The 26,172-nt window shown below is 70.8% G+C and carries 24 protein-coding genes; 12 read left to right on the plus strand and 12 right to left on the minus strand.

Annotated features, from left to right (window positions below):
* Positions 1–166 precede the first annotated feature (166 nt).
* Positions 167–370: a hypothetical protein gene (locus KIK09_RS04165; protein ID WP_214317269.1), complete on the minus strand. Its 204-nt coding sequence runs from the start codon at positions 368–370 to the stop codon at positions 167–169.
* On the minus strand, positions 367–555 hold the full coding sequence (locus tag KIK09_RS04170; protein ID WP_214317270.1) for a hypothetical protein: 189 nt from the start codon (positions 553–555) through the stop codon (positions 367–369). Before KIK09_RS04170 ends, KIK09_RS04165 begins: the two co-directional genes overlap by 4 nt.
* A gap of 179 nt (positions 556–734) precedes the next feature.
* Here KIK09_RS04170 and KIK09_RS04175 point away from each other — a divergent pair, with 179 nt between their 5' ends.
* Positions 735–977, plus strand: coding sequence for a GntR family transcriptional regulator (locus KIK09_RS04175; protein WP_214317271.1), 243 nt, complete (start codon positions 735–737; stop codon positions 975–977).
* Positions 978–1,204: 227 nt separating this feature from the next.
* Here KIK09_RS04175 and KIK09_RS04180 read toward each other — a convergent pair whose 3' ends face one another.
* The 7 genes from KIK09_RS04180 to KIK09_RS04210 form a co-directional block, all read right to left on the minus strand.
* The gene (locus KIK09_RS04180; protein WP_214317272.1) at positions 1,205–2,734 is read right to left on the minus strand and encodes an acyl-CoA synthetase; all 1,530 of its coding nucleotides are present in this window, start codon (positions 2,732–2,734) and stop codon (positions 1,205–1,207) included.
* A 92-nt stretch (positions 2,735–2,826) separates the two neighbouring features.
* Complete coding sequence (locus KIK09_RS04185; RefSeq protein ID WP_214317273.1) at positions 2,827–3,402, minus strand: hypothetical protein; 576 nt, start codon at positions 3,400–3,402, stop codon at positions 2,827–2,829.
* A 107-nt stretch (positions 3,403–3,509) separates the two neighbouring features.
* Positions 3,510–4,340: a MetQ/NlpA family ABC transporter substrate-binding protein gene (locus tag KIK09_RS04190; protein ID WP_214317274.1), complete on the minus strand. Its 831-nt coding sequence runs from the start codon at positions 4,338–4,340 to the stop codon at positions 3,510–3,512.
* A 9-nt stretch (positions 4,341–4,349) separates the two neighbouring features.
* A complete protein-coding gene (locus KIK09_RS04195; RefSeq protein ID WP_214317275.1) occupies positions 4,350–5,006 on the minus strand; it encodes a methionine ABC transporter permease in 657 nt (218 codons plus the stop codon).
* Positions 5,007–5,043: 37 nt separating this feature from the next.
* On the minus strand, positions 5,044–5,994 hold the full coding sequence (locus tag KIK09_RS04200) for a methionine ABC transporter ATP-binding protein (protein WP_214317276.1): 951 nt from the start codon (positions 5,992–5,994) through the stop codon (positions 5,044–5,046).
* 264 nt (positions 5,995–6,258) lie between these two features.
* Complete coding sequence (locus KIK09_RS04205) at positions 6,259–7,407, minus strand: alpha-amylase family protein (protein WP_214317277.1); 1,149 nt, start codon at positions 7,405–7,407, stop codon at positions 6,259–6,261.
* On the minus strand, positions 7,391–8,374 hold the full coding sequence (locus KIK09_RS04210) for an FUSC family protein (protein WP_214317278.1): 984 nt from the start codon (positions 8,372–8,374) through the stop codon (positions 7,391–7,393). The genes KIK09_RS04205 and KIK09_RS04210 overlap by 17 nt, the downstream gene beginning before the upstream one ends.
* Before the next feature lie 86 nt (positions 8,375–8,460).
* Between KIK09_RS04210 and KIK09_RS04215 the strand changes: the two genes are divergently transcribed.
* From KIK09_RS04215 to KIK09_RS57365, 3 genes are all read left to right on the plus strand, one after another.
* Positions 8,461–8,901, plus strand: a complete 441-nt coding sequence (locus tag KIK09_RS04215) for a MarR family winged helix-turn-helix transcriptional regulator (protein WP_214317279.1) — start codon at positions 8,461–8,463, stop codon at positions 8,899–8,901.
* 96 nt (positions 8,902–8,997) lie between these two features.
* Positions 8,998–9,693 carry a hypothetical protein gene (locus tag KIK09_RS04220; RefSeq protein WP_214317280.1) on the plus strand — a complete coding sequence of 232 codons (696 nt, stop codon included), beginning with the start codon at positions 8,998–9,000 and terminating at the stop codon, positions 9,691–9,693.
* Positions 9,694–9,776: 83 nt separating this feature from the next.
* Positions 9,777–13,301, plus strand: a complete 3,525-nt coding sequence (locus KIK09_RS57365; protein WP_250572508.1) for a histidine kinase — start codon at positions 9,777–9,779, stop codon at positions 13,299–13,301.
* 76 nt (positions 13,302–13,377) lie between these two features.
* On the opposite strand, the gene lon is transcribed toward KIK09_RS57365, so the two are convergent.
* On the minus strand, positions 13,378–15,738 hold the full coding sequence (gene lon, locus KIK09_RS04230) for an endopeptidase La (RefSeq protein ID WP_214317281.1): 2,361 nt from the start codon (positions 15,736–15,738) through the stop codon (positions 13,378–13,380).
* A 165-nt stretch (positions 15,739–15,903) separates the two neighbouring features.
* Here lon and KIK09_RS59895 point away from each other — a divergent pair, with 165 nt between their 5' ends.
* The 6 genes from KIK09_RS59895 (at position 15,904) to KIK09_RS04260 (ending at position 22,321) form a co-directional block, all read left to right on the plus strand.
* Entirely contained in the window at positions 15,904–17,739 is a 1,836-nt protein-coding gene (locus tag KIK09_RS59895; protein WP_214317282.1) for a sensor histidine kinase, read from the plus strand.
* Positions 17,736–18,398: a response regulator gene (locus tag KIK09_RS04240; RefSeq protein ID WP_214317283.1), complete on the plus strand. Its 663-nt coding sequence runs from the start codon at positions 17,736–17,738 to the stop codon at positions 18,396–18,398. Before KIK09_RS59895 ends, KIK09_RS04240 begins: the two co-directional genes overlap by 4 nt.
* Positions 18,399–18,407: 9 nt before the next feature.
* A complete protein-coding gene (locus tag KIK09_RS04245) occupies positions 18,408–19,808 on the plus strand; it encodes a phenylacetate--CoA ligase family protein (protein ID WP_214317284.1) in 1,401 nt (466 codons plus the stop codon).
* A gap of 69 nt (positions 19,809–19,877) precedes the next feature.
* Positions 19,878–20,591, plus strand: coding sequence for an alpha/beta hydrolase (locus KIK09_RS04250; RefSeq protein ID WP_214317285.1), 714 nt, complete (start codon positions 19,878–19,880; stop codon positions 20,589–20,591).
* The gene (locus KIK09_RS04255) at positions 20,584–21,651 is read left to right on the plus strand and encodes an acyltransferase family protein (RefSeq protein WP_214317286.1); all 1,068 of its coding nucleotides are present in this window, start codon (positions 20,584–20,586) and stop codon (positions 21,649–21,651) included. The genes KIK09_RS04250 and KIK09_RS04255 overlap by 8 nt, the downstream gene beginning before the upstream one ends.
* A 25-nt stretch (positions 21,652–21,676) precedes the next feature.
* On the plus strand, positions 21,677–22,321 hold the full coding sequence (locus KIK09_RS04260) for a biliverdin-producing heme oxygenase (protein WP_214317287.1): 645 nt from the start codon (positions 21,677–21,679) through the stop codon (positions 22,319–22,321).
* Here the strand turns inward: KIK09_RS04260 and KIK09_RS04265 are convergent.
* A complete protein-coding gene (locus KIK09_RS04265) occupies positions 22,292–22,813 on the minus strand; it encodes a TetR/AcrR family transcriptional regulator (protein WP_214317288.1) in 522 nt (173 codons plus the stop codon). The two genes, KIK09_RS04260 and KIK09_RS04265, sit on opposite strands and share 30 nt — an antisense overlap.
* A gap of 126 nt (positions 22,814–22,939) precedes the next feature.
* On the opposite strand from KIK09_RS04265, the gene KIK09_RS04270 reads away from it, so the two are divergent.
* Positions 22,940–23,536, plus strand: a complete 597-nt coding sequence (locus KIK09_RS04270) for a TetR/AcrR family transcriptional regulator (protein WP_214317289.1) — start codon at positions 22,940–22,942, stop codon at positions 23,534–23,536.
* 13 nt (positions 23,537–23,549) lie between these two features.
* Positions 23,550–24,947, plus strand: coding sequence for an MFS transporter (locus KIK09_RS04275; RefSeq protein WP_214317290.1), 1,398 nt, complete (start codon positions 23,550–23,552; stop codon positions 24,945–24,947).
* On the opposite strand, the gene KIK09_RS04280 is transcribed toward KIK09_RS04275, so the two are convergent.
* A complete protein-coding gene (locus KIK09_RS04280) occupies positions 24,929–26,158 on the minus strand; it encodes a cytochrome P450 (protein WP_308163907.1) in 1,230 nt (409 codons plus the stop codon). The genes KIK09_RS04275 and KIK09_RS04280 overlap by 19 nt on opposite strands.
* Positions 26,159–26,172: the final 14 nt, after the last annotated feature.

The following is a 26,172-nucleotide window of genomic DNA, read 5'->3' on the forward strand; positions in this document are numbered from 1 at the left end:
CCAACGCCGGTGGGGGCCTTCTGTTGTCTGGGGCCTCCGCCCAACCCGGAATGAGCGGAGGCCTACCCGCGGCGCCCTCGACTGCGCGTAAGGGTGCGCGGGCGTGGATGCCCGGCCGCCGCGGAGCTATGGGTGTGGCCAACGCGGCGACCGGGCGGCTCAGGGGTCAGGCGGGCGTGTGCTCTCCGAACGTCGAGCGGTAACCGGCGACCGGCTTCCCGGGGCATTCGATCGGCAGCGCGACGCCCTTGGCGGGCGGCTCTCCGAGAGGGGTGGACCAGTGCCCGCCCACGAGACCGTTGACCCTGACGATCTCGTATCCGCAGTGCGCGCAGATCTCCGCGCTGTTCGCGTCGTCGACGATAGTCACGCGGCGCTCCAGGTTCTGGCGATGCCGAGCGCGGTGGCCCAGATGTGGGCGGCGCGCCAGCTGGCGGCGACGGTGGAGCGGCCGGCCACGATGTAGGTCACGCGCACACGGCCGTCGTCGAGCTCCTGTGTGGAGCAATCGGGGATGTATTGGGGGACCGTGAGGGTCGTCGTAGGCTTTGCCACGGGTCGCACTCCGATGCGATCAAGGGCCCGGAGTCCAGGCGTTCGCGCGCCTGCCGGGCCCGCTCTATTGCAGGGCCTTTCGATCGGATGCTACGCCTCTTCATCATGGTTCACCATGGTGAACCTTGGTGATGTGTGGGTATCCGCAGGTCAACAGGGATGCCTACTGTTCGACTGTGATGATCGAATGGCGTCTGAATGCACCGAAGTGGGAGCAGGTCGCGGACGTCCTGAAGGCCAGGATCGCCGACGGCACGTACCCGGTGGATTCGCCGCTGCCGTCCGAACACCAGTTGGTCGCCGAGTTCGACATCGCCCGCGGCACGGCCCGCAAGGTGCTGGTGCGGTTGCGCGAGGAGGGTGTGGCGTACTCGGTGCGCGGGATCGGGACGTTCGTCAAGGCACCGAAGGACGAGGACTGAGCAGCGGCTTGACGTGCGGTGACACGCCCCTAACCAAGATCGGTTAGGGGCGGCTTAATTGTTCCGCTTTCAGGTGGGGCCGTTCCTGCTTACACTCCTGAGTGCACACTGGTTGCTGCCCACTAAGTGCAGGCTAAGGCGCTGATCAGAGCTTCCTGAGAGCTCTCACGGGATTCTTATCGGTGCTGCTCAGGGACACGGCGCCCGAGGCCGCCGCACCAAGAAATTCACGAGGTTTTGCCAGGCCAGTACTCTTCACGCAGGAGGCGCTTGTAGAGCTTGCCCGTCGGGTGGCGCGGGAGTTCCTCGCGGAAGTCGACCGACTTGGGGCACTTGTAGTGGGCCAGGTGGGCTCGGCAGTGGGCGATGAGCTCCGCCTCCAGGGCCGGGCCCGCCTCCTTCAGGTCGGCGGGCTGGACGACGGCCTTGACCTGCTCGCCCATCTCCTCGTCCGGCACGCCGAACACGGCCACGTCGGCGACCTTGGGGTGCAGGGCGAGCAGGTTCTCCGCCTCCTGCGGGTAGATGTTCACCCCGCCGGAGATGATCATGTAGGAGCGGCGGTCGGTGAGGTAGAGGAAGCCGTCGGCGTCGAGGTGGCCGATGTCGCCGAGCGTGGTCCAGCCGCGTCCCTGCGGATCCTGGACCGACCTGGTCTTCTCGGGGTCGCCGTGGTACTCGAAGCGGGCGCTGTCGGCGAAGTAGACCGTGCCGTCCTCCCCGGTCGGCAGGTCGTTGCCGTCCTCGTCGCACACGTGCACGGTGCCGAGCAGCGACCGGCCGACCGTGCCCTTGTGCGCGAGCCAGTCCTGGGAGTTGGTGTAGAGGAAGCCGTTGCCCTCGGTGCCCGCGTAGTACTCGTGGATGATCGGCCCCCACCACTCGATCATCGCCTCCTTGGCGGGGATCGGGCAGGGCGCGGCCGCGTGGATGGCACATCGCAGCGACGAGACGTCGTACTTGGCGCGGGTCTCCTCGGGCAGTTTGAGCATCTTGATGAACATCGTGGGCACGAGCTGCGAGTGCGTGACCCGGTAGCGCTCGACCGCCTCCAGGTAGCGCTCGGGATCGAAGCGTTCCATCACCACGACGGTGCAGCCCAGCCGCTGGAACTGCATGCTGTAGCGCAGCGGCGCGGCGTGGTAGAGCGGCGCGGGCGAGAGGTAGACGCTGTCGCCGGTGGGCGCGAACAGCCCCTGAATCAGCCTCAGCAGGACGCTTGGCTCCTCCAGCGGCCGGCCGCCGAGGGCGGGCTTGACGCCTTTGGGGCGACCGGTGGTGCCGGAGGAGTAGAGCATGTCGCCGCCCTGGACCTCGTCCTCGATCGGCGTGACCGGCATCCCGGCCACCGCCTCCTCGTAGGACTCGAAGCCCGGCGTGACGCCGTCGAGCATCAGCTTGCGCTCCACCCGGGGGCCGATCGCCTCGATCGACGGCGAGAGCGCGGCGGAGGTGACGAAGATCCTGGCCTCGCAGTTGTCGACGATGTAGGCCAGTTCGTCGGTCTGCAGGCGGGAGCTGATCGCGGTGTAGTACAGGCCTGCCCGGTGCGCGGCCCAGGCCACGGCCAGGAACAGCGGATGGTTCTCCAGCATGAACGCCACGTGGTCGCCGGGCCGCAGCCCGGCCGCGCGGAACAGGTGGGCCAGCCGGTTCGACTCCTCATCCAGCCGGCGGTAGGTGACGACCTGCCCGGAGCCCGCCAGGATCACAGCGGGCTTGTCGGGGGTGACTGCTGCGATGGCTCCCGGATGCATGAACCGAACACTATTCGGTTATCTGCCGGCCCGAAAGGCCTCCGGGTACGGCGAAGCCGCGGCCCCCCTCCGAGGCCGCGGCTTTGCGCGGGTCAGGCGTGATACACGTCCATCCAGCCCGAGTGGTACCCGGTCGGGTGGAACTTGTTCCCCCGGCTCACGTCCACCCAGATGTGGGCGGCGTTCTTACCGGAGAAGGAGTAGTCCTGCGGGTACGACGAGCAGTTGTAGAAGCTCTTGAAGTAGGAGGAGCCGTCGTAGTTCACGACCTTGAACGTCTCCCACGCGCACTTGTTGTAACCCCACCACTTGTAGTCGGTGAGAGTGCTGTCGACGGTGTAGAAGTAGTTGTACTTCCACACCCACACGTGCTTCTTGATCTTCTTGACCACGATCTTGCAGTGCTGATTGCCGTGGCTGTCGAACCAGCAGACCTTCTTCTTCACGAAGAACGTCTTCCAGTACCAGTACTTGTAGGCCTGCTTGTCCACGGTGACGTGGCCCTCGGCACTGGCCTTGTGGTTACTGGAGTAGTACGGCCCCCAGTCGGCCTCGTAGAAGTGGGACGAGGTCGTGGAAGCGGGCGCCGCGTTCGCGGCCACCGGGGCGCCGACCGCCATTGCTGTGACGGCTGCGACACCGATGAGGATTCGTGAAACGAATCGCACTTTGGGGCCTCCTCGGGAGAGGTGGAGTTGTCCCCGTATTCGTACGCCTCGCGAATTGCTGCCCGCTTACAAAGCACTTGATAAGGTCGTTTTCCAGATTTATCCCACTATTCTGCGGGAATCACTGAACCCTCATACTTCGTCTTGATGAACTCCTTGACCTTCGGGTCCTGGAGCAGCTTGCCCAGGGTCACGATGTTCGGGTCCTTCTCGTGCCCCGCCTGCACCACGAGCCCGTTGGCGTACGGGTTGCCCTCGCTCTTCTCCAGCAGCAGCGCCTGGGAGGCGGGCTTGAGCCCGGCCTCGATGGCGTAGTTGCCGTTGATCACGGCGGCGTCCACGTCGTCGAGGGCGCGCGGCACCTGGGCGGCCTCCAGCGGCTTGAACTCCAGCTTCTTCGGGTTGCCCGTCACGTCGCGCTCGGTGGCGGCGGTGCCGGCGCCCTCCTTGAGGGTGATGATCCCGTTGTCGGCCAGCAGCTTCAGCGAGCGGCCGAGGTTGGTGGCGTCGTTGGGCACGGCCACGGTGGCGCCGTTCGGCAGCGCGGCCACGCTGGTGATCTTCTTGGAGTACAGGCCGAGCGGCTCCAGGTGCACCGGGGTCACGAAGCTGAGCTTGGTGCCCTTGGAGGCGTTGAAGTCGTCAAGGTAGGGCTTGTGCTGGAAGAAGTTGGCGTCCAGCTGACCCTCGTTGAGCTGCACGTTCGGCTGCACGTAGTCGGTGAACTCCACGACCTCCAGCTTCAGCCCTGCCGCGGGGGCCAGGTTCTGCTTGACGAAGTTCAGGATCTCCGCGTGCGGCACCGGGCTGGCGCCCACCTTCAGCACGGCGTCCGCGGGTTTCTCCGGCGAAGCGCTGTTCGTCGCGGACTGCGACGTTCCGCATGCGGCGAGCAACAGCGACAGGCCGATAGCGCCCACAAGGCTACGAAGCTTCATGATTTTTCCTTACTTGTGTGATAGCCGCCGGGCGACCAGGTCGCCCAGGCTCTGGATGAGCTGCACGATCACGATGAGCAGCACAACGGTGACGATCATGACCAGCGTCTCGAAACGCTGGTAGCCGTAGCGGACGGCCAGGTCCCCCAGCCCGCCGCCGCCGACGGTCCCCGCCATCGCGGAGTACCCGATCAGCGCCACGACGGTCACGGTCAGCCCGGCCACCAGCCCCGGCAGGGCCTCGGGCAGCAGCACCTTCCGCACGATCGCGGTACGGCCTGCGCCCATGGCCTGGGCCGCCTGGACCACGTCGGTGCCGACCTCCCGCAGCGCGGTCTCCACCAGGCGGGCGAAGAACGGCACGGCGCCCACGGTCAGCGGCACGACCACGGCGGCGGTGCCGATGGTGGTCCCGACGACGAGCCGGGTGAACGGGATGATCGCGATCATCAGCACGATGAACGGCAGGGATCTGCCGACGTTGACGATCATGCCGAGGACGGACTTGACCGCGGGTGCGGGCGCCAGGCCGCCCCGGTCGAGCACGACCAGGGCGACGCCGAGCGGCAACCCGAAGATCACGGTGAACAGGGTGGACCAGCCGACCATCACCGCGGTCTCGCCCGCCCCCTCGATGAGCAGGGGCCAGATCTCGTCCCAGGTCATGCGCCCTCCCTCGAGGCCTGCCGTACGGGGTGAGAAGTCATGCGGCGACCTCCACCAGCAGGCCGCGGCTGCGGAAGTGGTCGAGTGCGGCGGGGACGTCGCCGGTGAGGGCGACGCGCAGGCGGCCGACGGATCCGGCGGGGAGCTCCTCGATGGCGCCGCCGAGGATGCTCAGCTCCACGTCGAACTTCCTGACCACCTCGGACACGACCGGCTGTTGCGGGTCTCCGGTGAAGGTGAGGGTGACCGAGCCCGAGGGGGCGGGTTCGGGGAGCGGGAAGATCTCGCGGGTCAGCCGCGAGCCGGGGGCGCGGATCAGGTCGGCGATCGTCCCCGACTCCTCGATGCGGCCGCCCGCCATGATGGCCACCGAGTCGCAGACGGCCTTGACGACGCTCATCTCGTGGGTGATGAGCAGGATCGTCAGGCCGAGCTCGGTGTTGAGGCGCTTGAGCAGGGCCAGGATCGACTGGGTGGTGGCCGGGTCGAGGGCGGAGGTGGCCTCGTCCGACAGCAGCACCGACGGGTTGCCGGCCAGGGCGCGGGCGATGCCGACGCGCTGCTTCTGGCCGCCGGACAGCTGGTGCGGGTGGTCCTTGCCGCGTCCCGCCAGGCCGACGACGTCGAGCAGCTCGGCGACGCGGCGCTCGCGCTCGGCCCTTGGCACGCCCATGACCTCGAGCGGGAAGGCCACGTTGCCCGCGACCGTGCGGGAGGACAGCAGCGCGAAGTGCTGGTGGATCATGCCGATGCGCTGGCGGGCGCGGTTGAGCTCGCGGCCGCCCAGCGCGGTCAGGTCCTGTCCTGCCACGGTCACCGTGCCTGCGTCGGGCCGCTCGAGCAGGTTGACGCAGCGCAGGAGCGTGCTCTTGCCCGCGCCGCTCTGGCCGAGCACGCCGTAGATCTCACCCTCGCGCACGTGCAGGTCGACGCCGTCGAGCGCGACGGTATCGCCGTACAGCTTGCGCAGGCCTGAAGCCTGGATCACCGAAAAATCCCCACGAAGTAGCTGTTAAACAGAAATTTCGAGCTTTGGTGGGGTGTGTTAGTGCGTGCCGGGGTGGAAGGGCAGGTGTGACAGCCTGCGCAGCACGAAGCTGGGAACGATCATGGTCTACCTATCGACGATGGGCGGGCGGATTGCTCAGCGGGCTCGACAGCCCGTGGCGCGCATTCGTCGACACATCTCGTTCACGTGCGTGCTAACGATCCCTTTACCCACCGATATTCCCGGGAATTGGTGTGAGCTGAGTCACGCCAGGTGCCAGGCGTGCGGCGGCACCTCGATCCCGTCGATCACCTGGGCTTCGTCGTCGAGGTTGAGCAGCAGCCGCACGTCGGCGGTGGTGAGCGAGGCGGTCCTGTTGGTGAGGTGGTCGACCTTCGTGCGTGCCCTGACGACGCCGGGGTGGCGGCGCCGGTTGCCGATGAGGCGCTGGTGCAGCCGGAAGACAGGCCCCCGTTCGCCGGGGGTTTCCGGGAAGGCGGGCCTGATCGCGTCGTCGCCGCCCTCGCGTTCCTCCTTGAGCCCGGTGAGGCCCTCCTCGTCGCCGTAGTACACGCTCGGGATGCCGGCCACGGTGAACAGGATCGCCAGCGCGTGCCCGAGGTGGCGGGGGTCCTCCAGGCGGGTGGCCAGCCTGGAGACGTCGTGGTTGCCGGCGAAGGTCTGCGGCACGAAGGTCTCGAGCATCCCGTTGTGCCGGTCGAGCGCCCAGGCCAGCTCGAACAGGTTCCTGTCGTTGAGCGAGCTCCAGATGGCCTTCCACAGCTCGTACTGCGTGACGGAGTCGAGGCCCGAGCGCTCGACGTATCCGGCGTAGTCGCCGTGGATCATCTCCCCGACGAACCAGCTCTCCGGGTGCCGGTCCCTGACCTGCGGCAGCACCCCCGCCCAGAAATCCGCGGGTACGGCATAGGCCGCGTCGAGCCGCCAGCCCGCCGCTCCCCTGCCGAGCCAGTGGTCCATCACCCCCGCGACGTACTCCTGTACGGCGGGCCGCCCGTGATCCAGCACCACCAGCCGGTCATGCCCCTCGAAGGCGCGGTCCGTCAGGAACTCCCGCGGCCCGGCGAAGGAGCGGCCGACGTGGTTGAACACGCCGTCGAGCACGATCCTGAGCCCCCGCTCGCGGGCCTGCTCGACCAGGGAGTCGAAGTCCTTCTCGTCCCCGAGGCGGGGGTCGATGCGGAAGTGGTCGACGGTGTCGTACCCGTGGGTCTCGGCGGCGAAGATCGGCCCCAGCATGAGGCCGGAGCAGCCGAGCTCGACGGCGTAGTCCAGCCACGGCTCCAGCCGCCGCAGCCGGTGCACGACGCGCTGCTCGGCCTGCTTCGGGGCGCCGGTGAAGCCCAGGGGGTAGACGTGCCACCAGATCGCGTGGTCAGTCCACGACGGCATGTGCTCTCCTTCTGATCGTCCAGGGGAGATACCCGATCGCGAGCGCCACCGCGCATCCGATGACGGTGTCGGCGAGCCGGTATCCGATGGTGGCGAGCGTGATGCCCGCGCCGCCCTGCATCAGCAGCAGCACCAGCGGGGTCATGACCATCGCGTACAGCGTGTAGTTCCGCTCCTTGAGCAGCGGCCTGACGCCCGCGAGCACGGCCACGACGGGCACCAGCGTCCAGGCGGGCGGCACCCACAGCAGCATCGCCGATCCGGCCGCCACTCCGACCGCGGTCCCCGCCGCGCGCTCGACCGGCCGCCGCAGCGCGCCGTCGGTGTATCTGCCGACCACGATGACCACGGTGACGGTGATCCAGGCCGGGCTCGGCTGCGGCCACAGGACGGCGGCCACTTCGGCCGCGGCCAGGCAGAGGGCCAGCCGTACCGGGTACTGCCATCCGGCCCACGTCCCCAGCCGCCCCCACCACAGCCGCACGATCCCCCGCCACCGGCGCAATCCGGCCCGCGGGCCCAGTACCTCGGGCTTCGGGGAGCCGTCATCCCTGTTCCCGGCGAGCAGGCCGGTGAGAGCCGCCCAGGCGGCTCCCCCGCCGACCAGCACCGCGACACCCAGCGGGTGGCCGCCGAGGCCGGTGGCGATCACCATGAGCGTCACGAAGCGGACGCTCAGCTCCGCCGCCGGCCTACTCATCCCGCCGAGCAGCACGACGAGCCCCACGACGGCGACCACGGCCCAGCCGTGCCCCGCGAGCGCGGCCCCGAGCCCGCCCGCCAGTGCCGCGCAGGCCACCCGCCCCACCGCGTTCCCCACCCCGGTCCGCGCCGATCCCACGGTCATGGCGCCGATCGCGGCCAGGGTGCCCAGCGCGGGGTGGCCCACCAGGACGCCCCAGGCGACGGGCGCGCCCATACCGAGGGCCGCCACGCCCATGCTGCGCGCCTCCCGTAGAACAGCCATGACATCAGATCGTACGCCATGCGTAGTTAATTCCGCCTGAACAGCAGGAGATAGGGGCGAAGTCAGTAAGTGCTAGCGTAGTAAATGTGAACGACGAGCAGACGGCCGTAGCCCTGCGCAGAGCGGCCACCGCCCTGGGCAGACGCCTCAGGGAGGAGCGCGCCGCCGAAGGCCCGGGCAGGCTGGGCCTGGCCCTGCTCGGCCACCTGCACAGGCGGGGCGCGATGACGGCGGGCGAGCTGGCCGCCGCCGAGCACCTGCAGCCCCAGTCGGTGACCCGGGTCCTCGCCTCGCTCGACGCCCACGGGCTGATCCGCCGCTCCCGCAACCCCGACGACCGGCGGCAGCACCACATCGTCATCACCGACCAGGGCTCGGCGGTGCTGCTGGAGCAGGTGGCCGACTCCGACCGGTGGCTGGCCCGCCGGATGGCCGAGTCGCTCACTCCCGCGGAGCGGCAGATCCTCCAGATCGCCGCCGACCTGCTCGGAAAGCTCCTCGACCGGCCGGGTCCGCCGGGAGGGTGAGGCCCGGTCGGCCACGCGGGGGACGCGGCGGGCGCGACTGGAGGCCTACCTTCCAGGCTGACGCAAGAAAAGCCCGTTCGTGTGAGGACCCCTGCCATGCTCGACAACCCGGTCACCCCTCGGCCGACCCTGCTCCGCTCCCCCGCCAGGTTCCGGCGGATCGCCACCGGAACGCTGCTCATCCTGGCCCCGCTGCTGGCGCTGGTCGCCGTCGTGGTCGACCCCGGCACGTGGGGCGACGACCGCGAGACCGTCAGCTACGGGGCGAACCCGGCGATGGCCCAGCTCGAGTCGGTGCTCTATCACTGGAGCTGGCTGCTCACGGCGCTCGCCGTGATCGGCATGCTCCGCCTGCTGTCCCGCAAGTGGGTGGTGTTCGGCCACGTGGTCGGGGCGCTGACCGTGCTGGGCGCGATCAACCTGTCGGCGATGATGCTGACCGACCCGGTGGAGTGGTGGTTCGGGCAGCACTATCCGCCCGCGGAGGCCGAGCGGCTCACCGAGGAGATGCTCAGGCTGCCAGGGACCACGTTCGGTTACCAGGTCCCGTGGATGTTCTTCGCGGTGTTCGGGGTGCCGCTGCTGGTGGTGGCGGTGTGGCGGGCGGGGTTCGCGCACTGGTGGGTGCCGCTCGCCGCGGTTGTCGCCTACCTGGGATTCATGTTCGTCCCCTACGGCCCGGCCAGCGTGGCGCTCATGGTGCTGGCGGTGCTGGCCCTGGGCACGATCGGGCTGCGCGTGCTGCGGATGCCCGAGCTGGAGTGGGAGTCGCTCCCCACCGGGTCCAGATGAGCCACGTGCCATGACCGGGTGAAGAAGTGAGCGCACCCTACCCTGCCGTCAAGGCACCCACGACCCCTATGATCTCGCCTGAAATGGGGCGGAAATTCATCCTGGGAGTGACGGCTGCCGCCGGCCCGCTGATGGGCCTGGCGGCGGCCGTCTTCCTGCTGCGGACACCTTGGGGCGTGATCCACGCCTTCTCCTGGACCCTGGCCGTGGGCGGTGTGGTCCTCCCCGTGGTGGGGTTGCTGCTGCTGGCGGCCAGGCCGCGCCTGGTGACCGGCCCGCTGCTGCTGGTGTCCGGGCTGAGCTTCGCGGCCTGCACGCTGGCCACCGCCCTGCCGGTCGCCGGGTGGCCGGCCTCCTGGCTGTGGGTTCCCGGGTACGTGCTGCTGTGCGGGCCGCTGCTGCTGACGTTCCCCGACGGGCGGGGCCCGCGGCGGGTGATCGCGGCCGTGCTGGGCTTCGGCGCCCTGCTCACGACGGCCGTGGTGATCACGCCGGGCCGTTTCCCGCCGGAGTCCGTCACCTCCCTCGGGGACATCGCTCGCCTGGGCCTGCTCGTGCCGCCCGTCGTGGGGCTTGCGGGGATCGTCGCCAGGGCCTGGCGCTCCGACCGGACGGTCAGGCGGCAGATCGCCTGGCTCTGCTATCCGCTGCTGGTCGGCGGCATGATCGCCGCCCTGGCCCCCGAGCCCGTCGGCTCCATCGCCGGGATCGCCACCGCGGTGGCCGCGCCCGTCGCGCTCGCGGTCGGCATCCTGCGCTACCGGCTGCACGCCATCGACGTGATCATCAACCGCACGCTGGTCTACACGGTGCTGGCCGCGGTCATCGGGGCGGTCTACTTCGGGCTGATCGCCCTGGCTCGGCTCGCCGGGGTCGGGCTCGGCTCGGGCGAGGGCCTGGTGGCCGCGCTCGCCGCGGGCGCGCTGTTCCATCCGGTACGGCGGCGCCTCCAACTGGTCGCGGACCGCCTGTTCAAGGTGGAGCGCGACCCGTACCGGCTGGTGGACGCGGTCAGCCAGACCGTGCAGACGGCCGGCGGGCCCGCCGAGGCGCTGGCCTCGGGCGCGGCCGCGATCAGGCAGGCGCTGCGGGTGCCGGGCGTCAGGGTCGAGGTCGACGGCGCCGACGCGGTCACCGACGGCGTCCTCGAGGGCGATCCGGTGGTGACGCCGCTTGTGTGGCACGGCCGCGCCGTCGGGCGCCTGCTGGTGTCCGGGTCCCCGCGGCGCGCGGCGGCCGGGCTGCCCGACATGCTGGCCAGGCACCTGGCCGAGGTGGCGCACGCCGTACAGCTCACGCAGGAGCTGCGGCGGTCGCGCGAGAAGCTGCTGGCCGCGCGCGAGTTGGAACGTGCCCGCCTGCTGCGCGTCCTCGGCGACGGGCTCGGCACGACGCTGGGGACCCTGGCCACCGAGGTCGGCACCACCCGCGCCCGGCTCGTGGAATCCGCCGCCTCGCGGGCGGACGGCGAGCTGGAGCGGGTCGACGGGGTCCTGCGGCGGGTGCGCGAGGAGCTCGCCGGGGCGGTCACCGACGTCCGCGACCTGGTGTACGGGCTCCATCCGCCCGCTCCCGGCGACCGGCAGGCACCGCCCTCGCGGCCCGCACGGCCGACACCCGAACCGGAGGAACCCGAGGAGGAGGAGCAGGGGCGGCCGTGGGTGCGGCGGCTGGTGGTGGGGATCGCGTGGGCCGGAGGCGTGCTGGCGCCGCTGGCCGTGCTCGCCGCCACCTGGATGGCCTGGAAGACGAACTGGCCGGGCGGGCTGCAGCCGCTCGACCCGCTGGGCACGCTGTTCCCCGCGGGGGGCGCGTTCGTCATCACCTTCCGCAGGCGCCTGCTGGTCCCCTGGCTCATGTGGAGCGTGGGCGTGACCTGGTCCTTCTACGAACTGGTCTACACGCTGTCGCACTGGATGTACCACGAGACACCGGGCAACCCACTCCTCCCCTACCTCAGCTGGGTCTCGATCTTCGGCTGGGTCTACCCGTTCATGACCTTCAGCGGGATCATGCCGCTGCTCTTCCCTGACGGCCGGCTGCCCTCGCGTCGCTGGCGGTTCGTCCTGTACGGCCTGCTGGCCGTGATCGTGGTCCATACGACCGAGATGGCGCTGATGCCCAACTCGCAGCTCGAGACCGAGCTCCCCCTGGCCAACCCGTTCGGCGTCGAGGCGCTGGGCGGCTTCCCGTGGTGGATGGAGCAGAACCTCGGCTGGGTGTACCTCCCGCTGTGCCTGGCGGCCATCGGCTCGGTCGGCATCAGGTACTGGAAGGGCGACAGCGTCACCAGGCGGCAGATCGCCTGGTACGTCGCCACCATGGTCGGCTACGCGGTCGTCTGGGTGCTCAGGCAGCCCCTCGACTTCGGCACGACCGCGGTCTTCGTGCATCTGATGATCACCGCGGGCGTCCCCATCTCCGTGGTCGCGGCCGTGCTGCGGCACCGCTTCTACGGCATCAGCGTGATCCTCAACCGCGCCCTGGTCTACGGCGCGCTCGCCACCCTCCTGACCATCCTGTACGCCGCCCTCATCTGGGCCGGAGACCGGCTGGCGGGCGAGCTCGGCCCGGGTGCCGGGCTGGTGGCCGCCCTGTCGGTCGGCGCGCTCTTCCATCCCGTGCGGCTGCGCCTGCAGCGGTCCGTCGACCAGTTGCTCGGCGTCGAACGCGACCCCCATCGCGCCGCCGACAAGCTGAGCAGGAGCGTGCAGCAGGCGGACGAGCCCTCCGAGGCGCTGGCCACCGCCACGTCCCTGCTGCGCTGGGCCGTCGGCGCGCGCGGGGCGGGCGTGGAGGTGGACGGCGAGCTGTACGCCGACGGGCGGCTCGGCCGTACCCCCGAGGTGGTCACGCTGGCCTGGCAGGGCGAGCCGGTGGGCAGGCTGCTGCTGAGCAGGTCCCGGCTGGCCGGCGCCAGGCGGGAGCCGCTGGAGGTGATGGCCAGGCACCTGGCCGAACTGGCGCACGCCGTCCATCTGGCGGCGGACCTGCGGCGCTCGCGCGAGCGCATCGCGGCGGCGCGCGAGGAGGAGCGGCGGCGCCTGGGCAGGGAGCTGCACGACGGGCTCGGCCCCGCGCTGACCAGCGTCACCATGACGCTCGACGCGGCCCGCCGGTCGCTGCCCGGCGACCCGGGGCGGGCGGCCGAGCTGCTCACCCTGGTGTACGACGGGATGGGCGCGACGCTGGTGTCGGTGCGGGAACTGGTGGACGGGCTGCGCCCGCCCGCGCTGGACAACCTGGGGCTGGCGGGCTCGCTCATCGAGTTCGCCAAGGCGCCGGGGCCGCGGGTGGAGGTCCAGGTGAGCGAGCGGCTGGGCGAGCTGCCCGCCGCCGTCGAGCTGGCCGCCTACCGGATCGTCCAGGAGGCGCTCACCAACGTCAGGCGGCACGCGGCGGCCGACTCCGCCCGCGTGCACCTGAGCAGGACCGCCGACGCGCTGCACATCTCGATCCACGACGACGGCGCGGGCCTGCCCGCCGCCCCGAGAACCGGCGTCGGCCTCACCTCGATGCGGGAACGCGCCACGGAGGTGGGCGGCTGGTGCGACATCGCCTCCCGCACCCGCGGAGGCACCAAGGTCACGGCCCGCCTTCCCCTGTGACCCGGCTCTCCCGCGCTGTCGCCGTACGAGAAAGACCCCGCCGCGCAGGACGCGGCGGGGTCTTCTCTGTGGACGCTCAGGCGGCGACGGTGGTCGGCACCTGGGCGGGTGAGAGGGCGATATCGAGGACTTCCTTGACGTCGCTGACCGCGTGGATGGTCAGCTCGTTGCGGACCTCCTCGGGCACGTCGTCCAGGTCGGGCTCGTTGCGGGCGGGGATGAGCACCGTGGTGATGCCCGCCCGGTGCGCCGCCAGGAGCTTCTGCTTGACGCCGCCGATCGGCAGGACGCGGCCGGTGAGGGAGATCTCACCGGTCATCGCCACGTCGCCGCGGACCTGCCGGCCCGACAGCAGCGAGGCCAGCGCGGTCGTGAGCGTCACACCGGCCGAGGGACCGTCCTTGGGCACGGCTCCCGCGGGGAAGTGGACGTGCACCGACCGGTCCTTCAGCGCGGTGACCGGCAGCTCCAGCTCCGCGCCGTGCGAGCGCAGGTAGGACAGCGCGATCCGCGCCGACTCCTTCATGACGTCGCCGAGCTGGCCCGTCAGGGTCAGTCCTGTCTCGCCGGTCTCCGGGTCGGCCAGGGACGCCTCGACGTAGAGGACGTCGCCGCCCGCTCCCGTGACGGCCAGGCCGGTGGCCACGCCGGGCACCGAGGTGCGCTGCTTGGACTCCGGCAGCGACGACTCCGGCACGAACCGGGGCCTGCCCAGGTAGTCCACCAGCGACTCGGCGGTCACCGTGACCGGGGTCTCGTCCTTGGCCGCGACCTTGCGGATCACCCGGCCGACCGCCCGCTCCAGCGAGCGGACCCCGGCCTCGCGGGTGTACTCGGCCGCCAGGCGGCGCAGCGCGTCGTCCTCGAAGGCGATCTCCGCGGGCTCGAAGCCGGCCTGCTTGAGCTGCTTGGGCAGCAGGTGGTCGCGGGCGATCGACAGCTTCTCGTCCTCGGTGTAGCCGTCGAGCGTCACGACCTCCATCCGGTCGAGCAGCGGCCCGGGGATGGCCTCGAGCACGTTGGCGGTCGCCAGGAACAGCACGTCCGACAGGTCCAGCTCGACCTCGAGGTAGTGGTCGCGGAACGTGTGGTTCTGCGCCGGGTCGAGCACCTCGAGCAGGGCGGCCGTCGGGTCGCCGCGGTAGTCGGCGCCGACCTTGTCGACCTCGTCGAGCAGCACGACCGGGTTCATCGAACCCGCCTCGCGGATCGCGCGGACGACGCGGCCGGGCAGCGCGCCGACGTAGGTGCGCCGGTGGCCGCGGATCTCGGCCTCGTCGCGGACGCCGCCCAGGGCGACGCGGACGAACTTGCGGCCCATCGCGCGCGCCACGGATTCGCCGAGCGAGGTCTTGCCCACGCCGGGAGGTCCGGCCAGGGCGAGTACGGCGCCGCTGCGCCTGCCCCCGACCACGCCGAGACCCTTGTCCTGGCGGCGCTTGCGCACGGCCAGGTGCTCGATGATGCGGTCCTTGACGTCGTCGAGGCCGGTGTGGTCGGCGTCCAGCACCGCGCGGGCGCCGGTGATGTCGTAGTTGTCCTCGGTCCTGGTGTTCCAGGGGATGTCCAGGACGGTGTCGAGCCAGGTGCGGATCCAGCCGGTCTCGGGGGACTGGTCGGAGGTCCGCTCCAGCTTGTCGACCTCCTTCAGCGCCGCCTCGCGCACCTTTACGGGCAGGTCGGCGGCCTCCACGCGGGCCCGGTAGTCCTCTTCCTCGGTCTCGGCGGAGTCGCCCTTGAGCTCCCTGAGCTCCTTCTGGACGGCGGCGAGCTGCTGGCGCAGCAGGAACTCCCGCTGCTGCTTCTCCATGCCCTCCTGGACGTCCTTGCGGATCGTCTCGGCCACGTCCAGCTCGGCCAGGTGGTCGCGCGACCACTCGACCAGCTTGGCCAGCCGGTCGGCGGGGTCGGCCGCCTCGAGCAGCTCGACCTTCTGCGCCGTGGTCAGCCACGGGGTGTAGCCGGAGCTGTCGGCCAGGACGGACGGGTCGTCGATCTGGTTGACCTGGTCCACGACCTGCCACGCGCCGCGCTTCTGCAGGATCGTGGTGGCCAGCGACTTGTACTCCTTGGCCAGTTCCTGCGCGCGCTCGCCGGACTGCACCGGGTCGATCGTGTGGACCTCCACCCACAGCGCCGCGCCGGGGCCGGTCGTGCCGGTGCCCACCTTGGCCCTGTTGACGCCGCGGACCACGGCGGCGGGCTCCCCGCCGGGAAGCCTTCCGACCTGCTCCACCACTGCCTGCACGCCGATGGCGCCGTACCGTCCGTCGATGCGGGGAACGAGCAGGACTCGTGGCTTGTTACGCCCAGTGGCCTGTGCCGCGTCTATGGCCGCCCGCACCTCAGAGTCGGACAGATCCAACGGAACGACCATGCCGGGCAGCACGACCTCGTCGTCCAGCGGCAGGACCGGGAGGATCAAGCTCTCACTCATGCGAACTCCAAAGGGTTGAGTTATACGGACTCAAGTCATTGGAGTCCAACATTGTTCCCAAGCTTGCCGATGTTCGCTCACGGCGATCGTAATCATGTAAGCGATACCCCTGGGTTAGCTCCCGGGGGTGACGTCCCGCAGGTCGATCGGCCATAGGGTGGACAGGTGATCGCGGCAGTGGTGAGGCCATTCCGGCTCGCCCTGTTCGAGGGCGAGGCCGATCCGCCTCCTGCTCGTTCCCGCGTCCACGTCGGCACGCTCCAGGTCCTCGACCTGGTGCTGGCGGTGATCCTCTATGCAGTCGTCGCCACCCATTCCTCCGCCGACGCCAACGACACCCTGACGAACATGATCGCGATCGCGATCGCGCTGCCGATCGTGCTGCGCGGCCGCTGGCCGCTCGGAGCCTGGCGGACGAGCCTGGCCCTGCTCCCCCTCATCGCCATGGCCGCCGGTCTGGGCAGCTCAGCCTCCTTCGCGCTGTGGCCTGCCGCCATCATGTACGGGCTGGTCATGTACGCCGTGGGGGTGCGGTGCGACCGGCGGGTCACGATCGCCGCGGGCGCCGTCACCATGGTGGGCATCCTGGCCGCCGCCCCGTCCAGCGCGCTGATCGGGGCGACTGTGGTGGCGGTGGCGGGGCTGTTCAGCCACGGCGTCCGCGCCATCCGCGAGGAAACCCCCATCCCCGCCCCGTCGCAGCCGGTCCTGTGGACGTGGCCGGGCAAGCTGAAGCGCAGGCTGGCGGCGGCGATCCTGCCTTTCAGGCTGGCCCTGTTCGAGGGCGACGCCGACCCGCCACCTCCGCGCGGACGGTGGCTGCGGGTCCCGCTGCCGAGCTGGGCCCCCGCCAGATCCTTCGACCTGGTGCAGGCGCTGGACCTGGTGGCGATGTGGGTGCTGTTCGGCACGACGCTCAGCGAAGCGCTGATATGGAACGAGGGCCCCCCGTTCCAGCTCCCGTTCCGGCTGCCACTGGGCCTGGTCTACTTCGCCGCCGCGGCCGTCTCGCTGCCACTCGGGTTGCGCAACCGCTGGCCACTGGCCGCCTGGCGGACCGCGCTGGTGATGACGCCGCTGGCCCTGTACGTGCTCGGGAAGCTCGGCGGCGGGCCGTACATCGCGCAGATGTCGATCATGTACCTGCTCGTGACGTACGCGGCCGCGGTCCGGAGCGACCGGAAGATCACGATCGCCATCTGGTTCATCACGTTCGCGGTCACCTGGATCGTCGATCCGAACTCCATGCCGATCACCATGGTCGTGGTCAGCATCGCCCTGCTGTTCGGCTACAACGTGCGCGCCCGCCGCCTGGCCGCCGCCCGCCTGAGCGAGGAGGAGCTGAAGACCCACCAGGCCGAGGAGGCGCAGGCCGTACTGGAGGAGCGCGCCAGGATCGCGCGCGAGCTGCACGACATCGTGGCGCACCACATGTCGGTGATCGCGATCCACGCGGAGGCGGTGCCGCTGAAGGCGGCCGGCGACCCGGCGCAGCTCGAGGCGGGGCTGGCCGAGATCAGAGGCCTCTCGCTCGACGCGATCGCGCAGCTGCGGCAGGTGCTCGGCGTGCTGCGCGACGAGGAAGGCCGCGTCGACACCGCGCCCCAGCCCGGGCTGGACCGCATCGAGGAACTGGTGGCCAACGCGCGCGCCACGGGGCTGAAGGTGCGCGTCGAGCAGCCGGACTCGGACGGCGTGCCGCCCGCGGTCGGGCTGTCGGCCTACCGGATCGTGCAGGAGTCGCTGAGCAACGCCATGCGGCACGCGCCCGGCGCGACGGTGACCGTCCGGATCGCCCGCGAGCAGGGAGAGATAAGGCTGAGCGTCGCCAACGGCCCTGGCACGCGTCCCGGCGGGCCCGCGGGGGCCGGGCAGGGCGTGGTGGGCATGCGGGAGCGGGCGGTGCTGCTCGGCGGCACACTTGAGGCGGCGCCGAGGCGGGACGGCGGCTTCGAGGTCCTGGCCGTCCTGCCGGTCGCCGACGAGATGGAGGACAAGTGACGATCCGGGTGGTGATCGCCGACGACCAGGGGATGGTCAGGACCGGCTTCACCGTGTTCCTGGCCAGCCAGGGGGACATCGAGGTGGTCGGCGAGGCGGCCGACGGCGCCGAAGCCGTCGCGCGCGCCCGCGAGCTCAAGCCGGACGTGATCCTCATGGACGTGCGGATGCCCGTCATGGACGGGCTGGAGGCCACCCGGCAGATCACCGCCTCCCCCGACCTGTCGGCCAAGGTGCTGATCCTGACGACCTTCGACCTGGACGACTACGTCTACCAGGCGCTCCGGGCGGGGGCCAGCGGCTTCCTGCTCAAGGACGCCTCGGCCGCGCAGCTCGCCGAGGCCGTCAGGATCGTGGCCGCCGGCGACGCCCTGCTGTCCCCCGGCGTGACCAAGCGCCTGATCCACGAGTTCGCCCGCCTCGGCGCGCCGCGCGCGCCCACGACCCGGCGCCTGGCCGACCTCACCGAGCGCGAGACGGAGGTGCTCTCGCTGGTCGCGCAGGCGCTGTCCAACCAGGAGATCGCCGGCAAGCTGGTGGTGGCAGAGCAGACGGTCAAGACGCACGTCGGGCGCGTGCTGATGAAGCTGGGGCTGCGCGACCGGGCCCAGGCGATCGTCTACGCCTACGAGACGGGCCTGGTGCGCCCCGGGGAATAGAGTCGACGGGTGGACCCCGTCGAGCTCTTCCACCGCGTCGCGGCGACCGTGCCGGCGTACCAGGAGTTTCTCGCCGAGCACGGCATCAAGCCCTCCGAGATCACGACATTTCAGGACTTCAAGCGGCTGCCCTTCACCACGAAGGACAACTACACGCGCCGCCACCCGCTCCCCCGGCTGTGCCGTGACGGCGTGATCGGCGACGTGATCGCCGTGTCGTCGGGGTCGACGGGCGTGCCGTCCTACTGGCCGCGCTCCGCGGCCGACGAGCGGGTGATCGCCGACCGCTTCGAGGAGGTGTTCCGCGACGCCTTCCGCGCCCGCGAGCGCACCACGCTGGCCGTCGTCTGCTTCGCGCTCGGCACCTGGGTGGGCGGGCTGTTCACCCTGAACTGCCTGCGCCACCTGGCCGAACGCGGCTACCCGATCACCGCCGTCGCGCCCGGCAGCGACCGGCGCGAGATCGCGCGGGTCCTGCCCGACCTGGCGCCGCACTTCGACCAGGTGGTGCTGCTCGGCTACCCGCCCTTCCTGAAGGACGTGATCGACTCCTGCGCCCTGCCGTGGGCGGAGTGGGACGTCAAACTCGTCACCGCGGGCGAGGTCTTCAGCGAGGAGTGGCGGACGCTGATGGCCGAGCGCACCGGCATGGCCGACCCCGTCCACGGCACGGCCTCGCTGTACGGCACGGCCGACGCGGGCGTGCTGGGCAACGAGACGCCGCTGTCGATCGAGATCCGCCGGTTCCTGGCGGGCAGGCCCGGCACGGCGCGCGAGCTGTTCGGCGAATCCCGGCTGCCGACCCTGGTGCAGTACGACCCGGACGTGCGCTTCTTCGAGGAGCACCAGGGCACGCTGCTGTTCTCGGGCGACAACGGAGTCCCGCTGGTCCGCTACCACATCGCCGACGAGGGCGGCCTGATCGAGCACGGCCGGATGCTGGAGTTCGTGCGCGGGCACGGCTTCGAGCCGGAGGCGACCGGCCCCGAGCGGCCCTTCGCCTACGTCTTCGGCCGCAGCCACTTCACCGTGTCCTACTACGGCGCCAACATCTACCCGGAGAACATCGCGATCGGCCTGGAGCAGCCCGAGGTGGCGTCCGCGGTGACCGGCAAGTTCGTGCTGGAGGTGCTGGAGGACGCCGAGCGCGCCAGGCACCTGACCGTCACGGTCGAGCTGCGGCCCGGCCTGGCGGGCGACGAGGACGACCCGCCCCCGGGCGTCCCGTCCGACGGCGAGCTCGCCGACATCGTCGCCCGCGTGATCATGCTCCAGCTCCAGCGGCTCAACAGCGAGTTCGCCGCCTACGTGCCGGTCGAGCGGCAGCTCCCCGTCGTCAGGCTGCGCGCCGCGGGCGACCCCGGCTACTTCCCGCCCGGCGCCAAGCACCGCTACACGCGATCATCCTAGGGAGCTACCCGCAGAGATCACTCCTGCTGGTGACGCCGGATACGGGGCGCCGTTCGTAGCGTCGCCGCCATGCTCAGGAACTTCGTCGTGGCGGCGGCCACGCTAGCGTGCCTGACCGCGTCCGTCCCCCAGCCGCACGGCGAGCGGCTGGTGCGGGTGTACGGGGATCTGGCCACCGCGGACCACGTGGCGATCTACGTGCCCGGGTCCGACACCACCGTCGCGACCTTCGACGACAGCTTCCGCCGTCCCGGCGGCGCCGCCCGCGCGCTGCTGGCCGAGGCGGCGCGGCTGGATCCCTCGGCGCGGGTCGCGGTGGTGGCGTGGCTGGGCTACGACAGCCCGCGGATGCTGAGCCTGGACGCCGCGACCGACGTCGCTGCCGCCGGCGGAGTCGCCGCGCTGCGCAGGACCGTGGCGGACCTGCGCGCGCGCACCTCGGCCCCGATCACCCTGCTGTGCCACAGCTACGGCTCGGTCGTGTGCGCCGAGGCGGCGCCCGGGCTGCCGGTCAGCCAGGTGGCGGTGTTCGGCAGCCCCGGTCTGGGGGTGACCGGCCGTACCGGGTTCTGGGTGGGGCGGGGGGCGCGGGACCTGATCAAGTACGTCCCGCACGTCAAGCTCGGGGCCCTCGGCTTCGGCGCGGACCCGATGGAGACGGAGTCGCGGATCTTCGACGCGGGGTCCGGCGGGCACAGCGACTACTTCAGGCCGGGCGGCGTGTCGCTGCGCAACCTGACGCTGATCACGCTGGGCAGGACCGGCGAGGTGACCCGTGGCTGAGCTCGGCTTCGCCCAGCGGATCGAGGCGGCCACGCCGGCCGGGCGTGACCGCGGCATCGACGCGCTGCGCGCGGTGGCCATCGGGTGCATCGTGCTGGGCCACTGGCTGGGCACGGCGTGGGAGCTGAACCCGTACCTGGTGATCTCCAGCCCGCTCGCCTACCTGCCCGGACTGGCGCCCGCCACCTGGGTCTTCCAACTGCTCTCGGTGTTCTTCCTGGTCGGCGGCTATGTGGCCGCGCGGAAGGCCCGCCCGCTGACGGCCCGGCTGCGCAGGCTGCTGCTGCCCGTCGTGCCGCTGCTGCTGGCCTGGGCGGTGCTGGCCGTGCTCCTGGTCGAGCTGAACGGCCAGCCGCTGCGGACCGTGCGGGTCGTGGCGATGCCCGCGCTCGGCCCCCTGTGGTTCCTCGCGGTCTACACGGCGCTCACCGTGGCGACGCCGCTGCTGGTCAGGGCCCGGTACGGGCTGGTGATCGCAGCCGTGTGCGCGGTGGCCGCGGCCGACGCGGGCAGGTTCTGGCTCGGCGGGCCGCAGTGGCTGGGCTGGGTCAACGTGGTGGCCGCGTGGGCCGTGCCGTACCAGCTGGGGGTGATCTGGGGGCGCGGCGGGCTGCGCGGGCGCGGGACGGCGCTCGCGCTGCTGGCGGGAGGCTTCTGCGCGGCGGTGGCGCTGGTCGTGTGGGCCGGCTATCCGGCGAGCATGGTCGGCGTGACAGGGGCGCCGCTGTCGAACCTGTCGCCGCCCACGCTGGCCGCGACCTGCTTCGCCGTCGGCCAGGTGGGGCTGGCGCTGCTGCTGAAGGATCCGCTGGCCCGGCTGATGCGGCGGCCGCGGCTGTGGGCGGCCACAACGCTGGTCAACCTGGAGGCCATGTGGATCTTCCTGTGGCACCAGACGGCGCTGGTGCTGGTCGTGGTGGTGGCCTTCCAGCAGTTCGGCAGGCCGGACTCGGCCGGATGGATTCTGCAGCGGCTGGCATTGATTCCGGTCTTCGCGGGCACGCTAGGTTTGATGACATGGTGTCGCCATCGGTTTGACGGGAGGACCCCGCGTTTGTGACACTGTGTCATGAAAGGGGTGTGCGGTGACGTCGTTCTCTGAGATCTTGAAGAGTGCCACCTGGGGCGATCACGAGTCGGCCGAGTCCGAGAGCTATCTCACGGAGCTGATGGCCGGCCGATTGGCGCCGCAGGAGTACGGGGAGATGGTGGCCCAGCACTACTTCGCCTACATCGCCCTCGACGGGGCGGCGCGGGGGCTGGCCGGCCACCCGGTGGCGGGCCGGTTCGTCTTCCCCGAGCTGTACCGGGAGGAGGCGCTCGAGCGGGACCTGCACGCCGTCTACGGGCCGTCGTGGCGCGACAGGATCGCCCCCTCGCCCGCCACCCGGACGCTGGTGGCCAGGATCGAGCAGGTGGCGAACTGGCCAGGCGGCTACATCGCCCACCACTACACCCGCTACATGGGCGACCTGTCGGGCGGGCAGTTCATCCGGCAGGAGCTGCAGAAGATCTACGGCTACACCAAGGGCGGCGGCGGCATCGACTTCTACGTCTTCGACGAGGTCGGCAGCCTGCCCCGCTTCAAGAACGAGTACCGCGCCCGCCTGGACGCCCTCGACCTGGACGAGCGCGAGCGGCAGCGGATCATCCGCGAGGTGCACCTGGCCTACCAGCTCAACACCGAGGTGCTGGCCGAGCTACTGGACGTGGTCAAGGCCGCGGCGTAGCCGCTGCGGCTCGTCACAGGCCAGCAGGTCGAGCAGGAGCCCGCGCAGCAGCGCCAGCGTGCGCGTCGCCCGGGCCTCCGCGACGTCGGGGGCCGCGGCGGGCTGCGCCTCGCGCAGCAGCCGCAGCCAGTCGCGCACCGACTGGTGGGCGAAGTCCTGCCAGGGTCCGGGATCGGCCGACAGCGAGGCCACGTACGCCTCGAAGAACAGCCTGACCGTGCCGCGCCGCTCGTCGGCCGAGATGTGCTCCCACAGCCGCTCGACCACCTCGTCGAAGGGCGCCCCGCGCAGCGAGTCGAGCAGCGTGAGCTGGTCCCGCCGCCCGCGCGCCAGGATCTCCCGCACCAGCTCGTCCTTGGAGCCGAACAGGTACAGCAGCACCCGCGGGCTGGTGCCCGTGGCCCTGGCCAGCGGGCGCAGCGACATGCCCGCCAGGCCGTGCTCGAGCACGTAGGTGTAGGCCGCGTCGAGCAGCTCCGATCGACGGGTCATGGTCACGGATCCGTATCCCTCCGGTCACAGAGACGAACGCCAGGAGGGTATACCGAACCGCCCTGGTCAGGGGTGCGGGACGGCGAGTCGAGATAGATGACGACCTTGTGAAATAGCATGGGGCCTATGCCCCGGATCTCCGCCGCCACGATCGGCGAGCACCGTGCCCAGACCCAGGACAAAATCCTGCAGGCCGTCGCGCGGTTGTCGCGCGTGCAGGGGATCGACGGCATCTCGATGACCGACGTGGCCAACGAGGCGGGCATCACCCGCACCGTCCTGTACAACTACTACCCGGACAAGGCCGCGCTGCTGCTGGCCTTCACCGAGCGGGTCACGCGCTACTTCATCGACAGCTACGAGCGTGACCTGCCGGAGGGCGCCTCTCCCGCCGAGCGGCTGCGCGCGTTCGTCCGCCTGCAGCTGGCCGGGCTGCTCGCGCATCCGCACCCCGGCGCCGCCGACCTCAGCGCGGCCCTGGGGCCCGATGCCTACCAGCAGCTGGCCGAACACGTGGCGCCGATGCAGCGGATCCTGGTGGAGATCCTCGACAGCGGCGTCGAGTCGGGCGACTTCCGGGTGGCGGAGGTGGCGGCGACCGCCAGGATGATCCTCGCGGTCATCGGCGCGGAGCGGCTGCCGCTCATCAGCGGCGCCGTGACCGTCGAGTCCGCCACCGAACTGGTGTCCGGATTCGTCCTGCGCGCACTGGGCAGCGCCTGACAGGATTGCCCCCATGGACAACGGCCACATCGTGCTCAAATCCGCCCAGGGGCGATGGATCCTCGGGGCGACCGTGCTCGGCTCGGGGCTCGCCTTGCTCGACAGCACGGTGGTCAACGTCGCTCTCCCCTTTCTCGGCAAGGATCTGCACGCCGGCATGGCCGGCCTGCAGTGGACGATCAACGCCTACACCCTCACCCTCGCCGGGCTGATCCTGCTGGGCGGCTCGCTGGGCGACCGGTACGGCAGGCGCAAGATCTTCCTGATCGGCACGGTCTGGTTCGCGCTCGCCTCGGCGATGTGCGGCCTGTCGCCGAACATCGAGTTCCTGGTGGCGGCCCGCGCGCTGCAGGGCATCGGCGGGGCGCTGCTCACGCCGGGTTCGCTGGCGATCATCCAGGCGTCCTTCGCCAAGGCCGACCGGCCGCGCGCCGTCGGCGCCTGGTCCGGGCTTGGCGGCGTGTCCGCCGCCATCGGGCCGCTGCTCGGCGGCTGGATGGTGCAGACGGCGGGCTGGCGGTGGGCGTTCCTGATCAACCTGCCGTTCGCGGCGATCGTGGTGCTCGTCACGCTGCGGCACGTGCCGGAGACCAGGGACGAGCAGGCGGCGGGCAAGTTCGACGTGCTCGGATCGGTGCTGGCCGCGCTGGCGCTGGCCGGGGTCACCTACGGCCTGACCGAGAAGGGCGCCGCCGTCCCGCTGGTCGCCGGCCTGGCGCTCGGCGCGCTGTTCGTCGTGGTCGAGATCCGCAGGTCGCCGGACGCGCTGGTGCCCGTCGGGCTCTTCCGCAACCACGTCTTCGCCGCGGTGAACGTCGTCACCCTGATCATGTACGCGGCCATGGGCGTGGTGTTCTTCCTGCTGGTGGTGCAGCTGCAGGTGGTCTCGGGCTTCAGCCCGACCCAGGCGGGCCTGTCGATGCTGCCGACCACGATCCTGATGCTGCTGCTGTCGGCCAGGGCGGGCGAGATCGCCAAGCGGATCGGGCCGCGCCTGCCGATGACGGGCGGGATCCTGGTGGCCGGGGTCGGCTTCATCTGGATGAGCACGATCGGCCCGAGCGCCAACTACCTGCTGCAGGTCCTGCCGGCCGTGACGATCTTCGGCCTGGGCCTGTCGTTCGCGGTGGCCCCGCTCACGGCCACCGTCCTGGCCACGGCCGACGAGCGCTACGCCGGTACGGCCAGCGGCGTGAACAACGCGGTGGCCCGCACCGGCAGCCTGCTGGCCGTGGCCGCGATCCCGCCGCTGGTGGGCCTGGTGGGCAACGCGTTCCAGGACCCGGCCCAGTTCAACGCCGGGTTCCACAGCGCGATGGTGATCAGCGCGGCGATGATGGGCGTGGCGTCACTGATCACGTTCTTCACGATCAGGACGAACGTCCTCGACCCTCAGAACGTGAACGCCTGACTGCGGACGCTGTTGTCGAAGTTCGACAGCAGCAGCTCGGGCTCGCCCACCGAGCGGATGCCGGGCAGGCGGGTCAGCAGCTCGCGGAACATGGTCCGCATCTCCTGCCTGGCCAGGTTGGCGCCCAGGCAGAAGTGCGGGCCCGGCCCGCCGAAGCCGACGTGCGGCTTGGTCTCGCGGGTGATGTCGAAGCTGTCGGGATCGGGGAAGACGCTCTCGTCGCGGTTGGCCGAGCCGTAGAAGAGCACGACCTTGTCGCCCTGCTTCAGCTCCAGCCCGCGCAGCGAGTAGTCCTGGGTCAGGGTCCTGCGGAACTGCATGATCGGGGAGACGAAGCGGACCATCTCCTCGATGGCGTTGTTGATCCGGCCGTCGAAGTCCTCCATCAGCAGCTCGCGCTGGGCCGGGTTCTCCGTCAGCAGCCTGATGCCGTGCGCCATCGTGTTGCGGGCGGTCTCGTTGCCCGCCACCAGCAGCAGCGCGAAGAACGAGCCGAGCTCCTTGTCGGTGAGCTTCTCGCCGTCGGGGTTGGCGTTGACCAGGAGCGAGACCAGGTCGCCCGTGGGGTCGGCGATCCGCTCGTGGCCCAGCCTGATGACCATGCGCTGCAGGGCGAGCAGGGCGAGCATGTTCTGCCCGGCCATCTGCACGCTGCGGGCCAGGCTCGGCCGCACGCCGGTGTAGGCGGTGGAGATGTCGACGTGCTGGTGGACCTTCTCCCGCAGCTCCTCCGGGATGCCCATCATGTCGCAGATGACGTGGATGGGCAGGCGGGCGGCCACCTGCGAGACGAAGTCGCGCGGGCCCTGGGCCACGACGTCGTCGACGATCGCGGCGCATGCCTTCTCGATGTCGTCCTGCAGCCCGGCCAGCAGCTTCGGGCTGAACGAGCGGGTGACGATGCGGCGCAGCTTGGCGTGGCGCGGGTCGTCCATGTTGACCATCGACTCGCCGAACACCTGCTTCACCCAGCCGGGCGGCTCGGGGTTGGTGACGGCGGGCTCGCTGGAGAACACCTTGGCGTTACGGCTGGCCTCCACGACGTCGGCGTGCCGGACGAGCGCGTAGAAGCCCTTGCCGGAGCGCAGCAGCGGCACCTTCTTCTCGGGGAAGAACACCGGATGCTCCAGCTGGCGGAGCCGGGCGAACGCCTCGTGTCGTTCCTTGAGGGGTTTGCGCCAGAAGTCAAGGTCCGCGAGGTCGATGTCCACCCGTCTATCCTGGC

Origin of the sequence: Nonomuraea sediminis (assembly GCF_018531495.1) — a bacterium.
GTDB classification, from domain to species: Bacteria; Actinomycetota; Actinomycetes; order Streptosporangiales; family Streptosporangiaceae; genus Nonomuraea; species Nonomuraea sediminis.

Excerpts from the sequence above, each read along its gene's own strand:
- KIK09_RS04175 (WP_214317271.1), top strand. The coding sequence starts at position 735 with ATGATCGAATGGCGTCTGAATGCACCGAAGTGGGAGCAGGTCGCGGAC.
- KIK09_RS04180 (WP_214317272.1), bottom strand. The coding sequence starts at position 2,734 with ATGCATCCGGGAGCCATCGCAGCAGTCACCCCCGACAAGCCCGCTGTG.
- KIK09_RS04190 (WP_214317274.1), bottom strand. The coding sequence starts at position 4,340 with ATGAAGCTTCGTAGCCTTGTGGGCGCTATCGGCCTGTCGCTGTTGCTC.
- KIK09_RS04195 (WP_214317275.1), bottom strand. The coding sequence starts at position 5,006 with ATGACCTGGGACGAGATCTGGCCCCTGCTCATCGAGGGGGCGGGCGAG.
- KIK09_RS04205 (WP_214317277.1), bottom strand. The coding sequence starts at position 7,407 with ATGCCGTCGTGGACTGACCACGCGATCTGGTGGCACGTCTACCCCCTG.
- KIK09_RS04210 (WP_214317278.1), bottom strand. The coding sequence starts at position 8,374 with ATGGCTGTTCTACGGGAGGCGCGCAGCATGGGCGTGGCGGCCCTCGGT.
- KIK09_RS04220 (WP_214317280.1), top strand. The coding sequence starts at position 8,998 with ATGCTCGACAACCCGGTCACCCCTCGGCCGACCCTGCTCCGCTCCCCC.
- KIK09_RS57365 (WP_250572508.1), top strand. The coding sequence starts at position 9,777 with ATGGGGCGGAAATTCATCCTGGGAGTGACGGCTGCCGCCGGCCCGCTG.
- lon (WP_214317281.1), bottom strand. The coding sequence starts at position 15,738 with ATGAGTGAGAGCTTGATCCTCCCGGTCCTGCCGCTGGACGACGAGGTC.
- KIK09_RS04250 (WP_214317285.1), top strand. The coding sequence starts at position 19,878 with ATGCTCAGGAACTTCGTCGTGGCGGCGGCCACGCTAGCGTGCCTGACC.
- KIK09_RS04265 (WP_214317288.1), bottom strand. The coding sequence starts at position 22,813 with ATGACCCGTCGATCGGAGCTGCTCGACGCGGCCTACACCTACGTGCTC.
- KIK09_RS04270 (WP_214317289.1), top strand. The coding sequence starts at position 22,940 with ATGCCCCGGATCTCCGCCGCCACGATCGGCGAGCACCGTGCCCAGACC.
- KIK09_RS04275 (WP_214317290.1), top strand. The coding sequence starts at position 23,550 with ATGGACAACGGCCACATCGTGCTCAAATCCGCCCAGGGGCGATGGATC.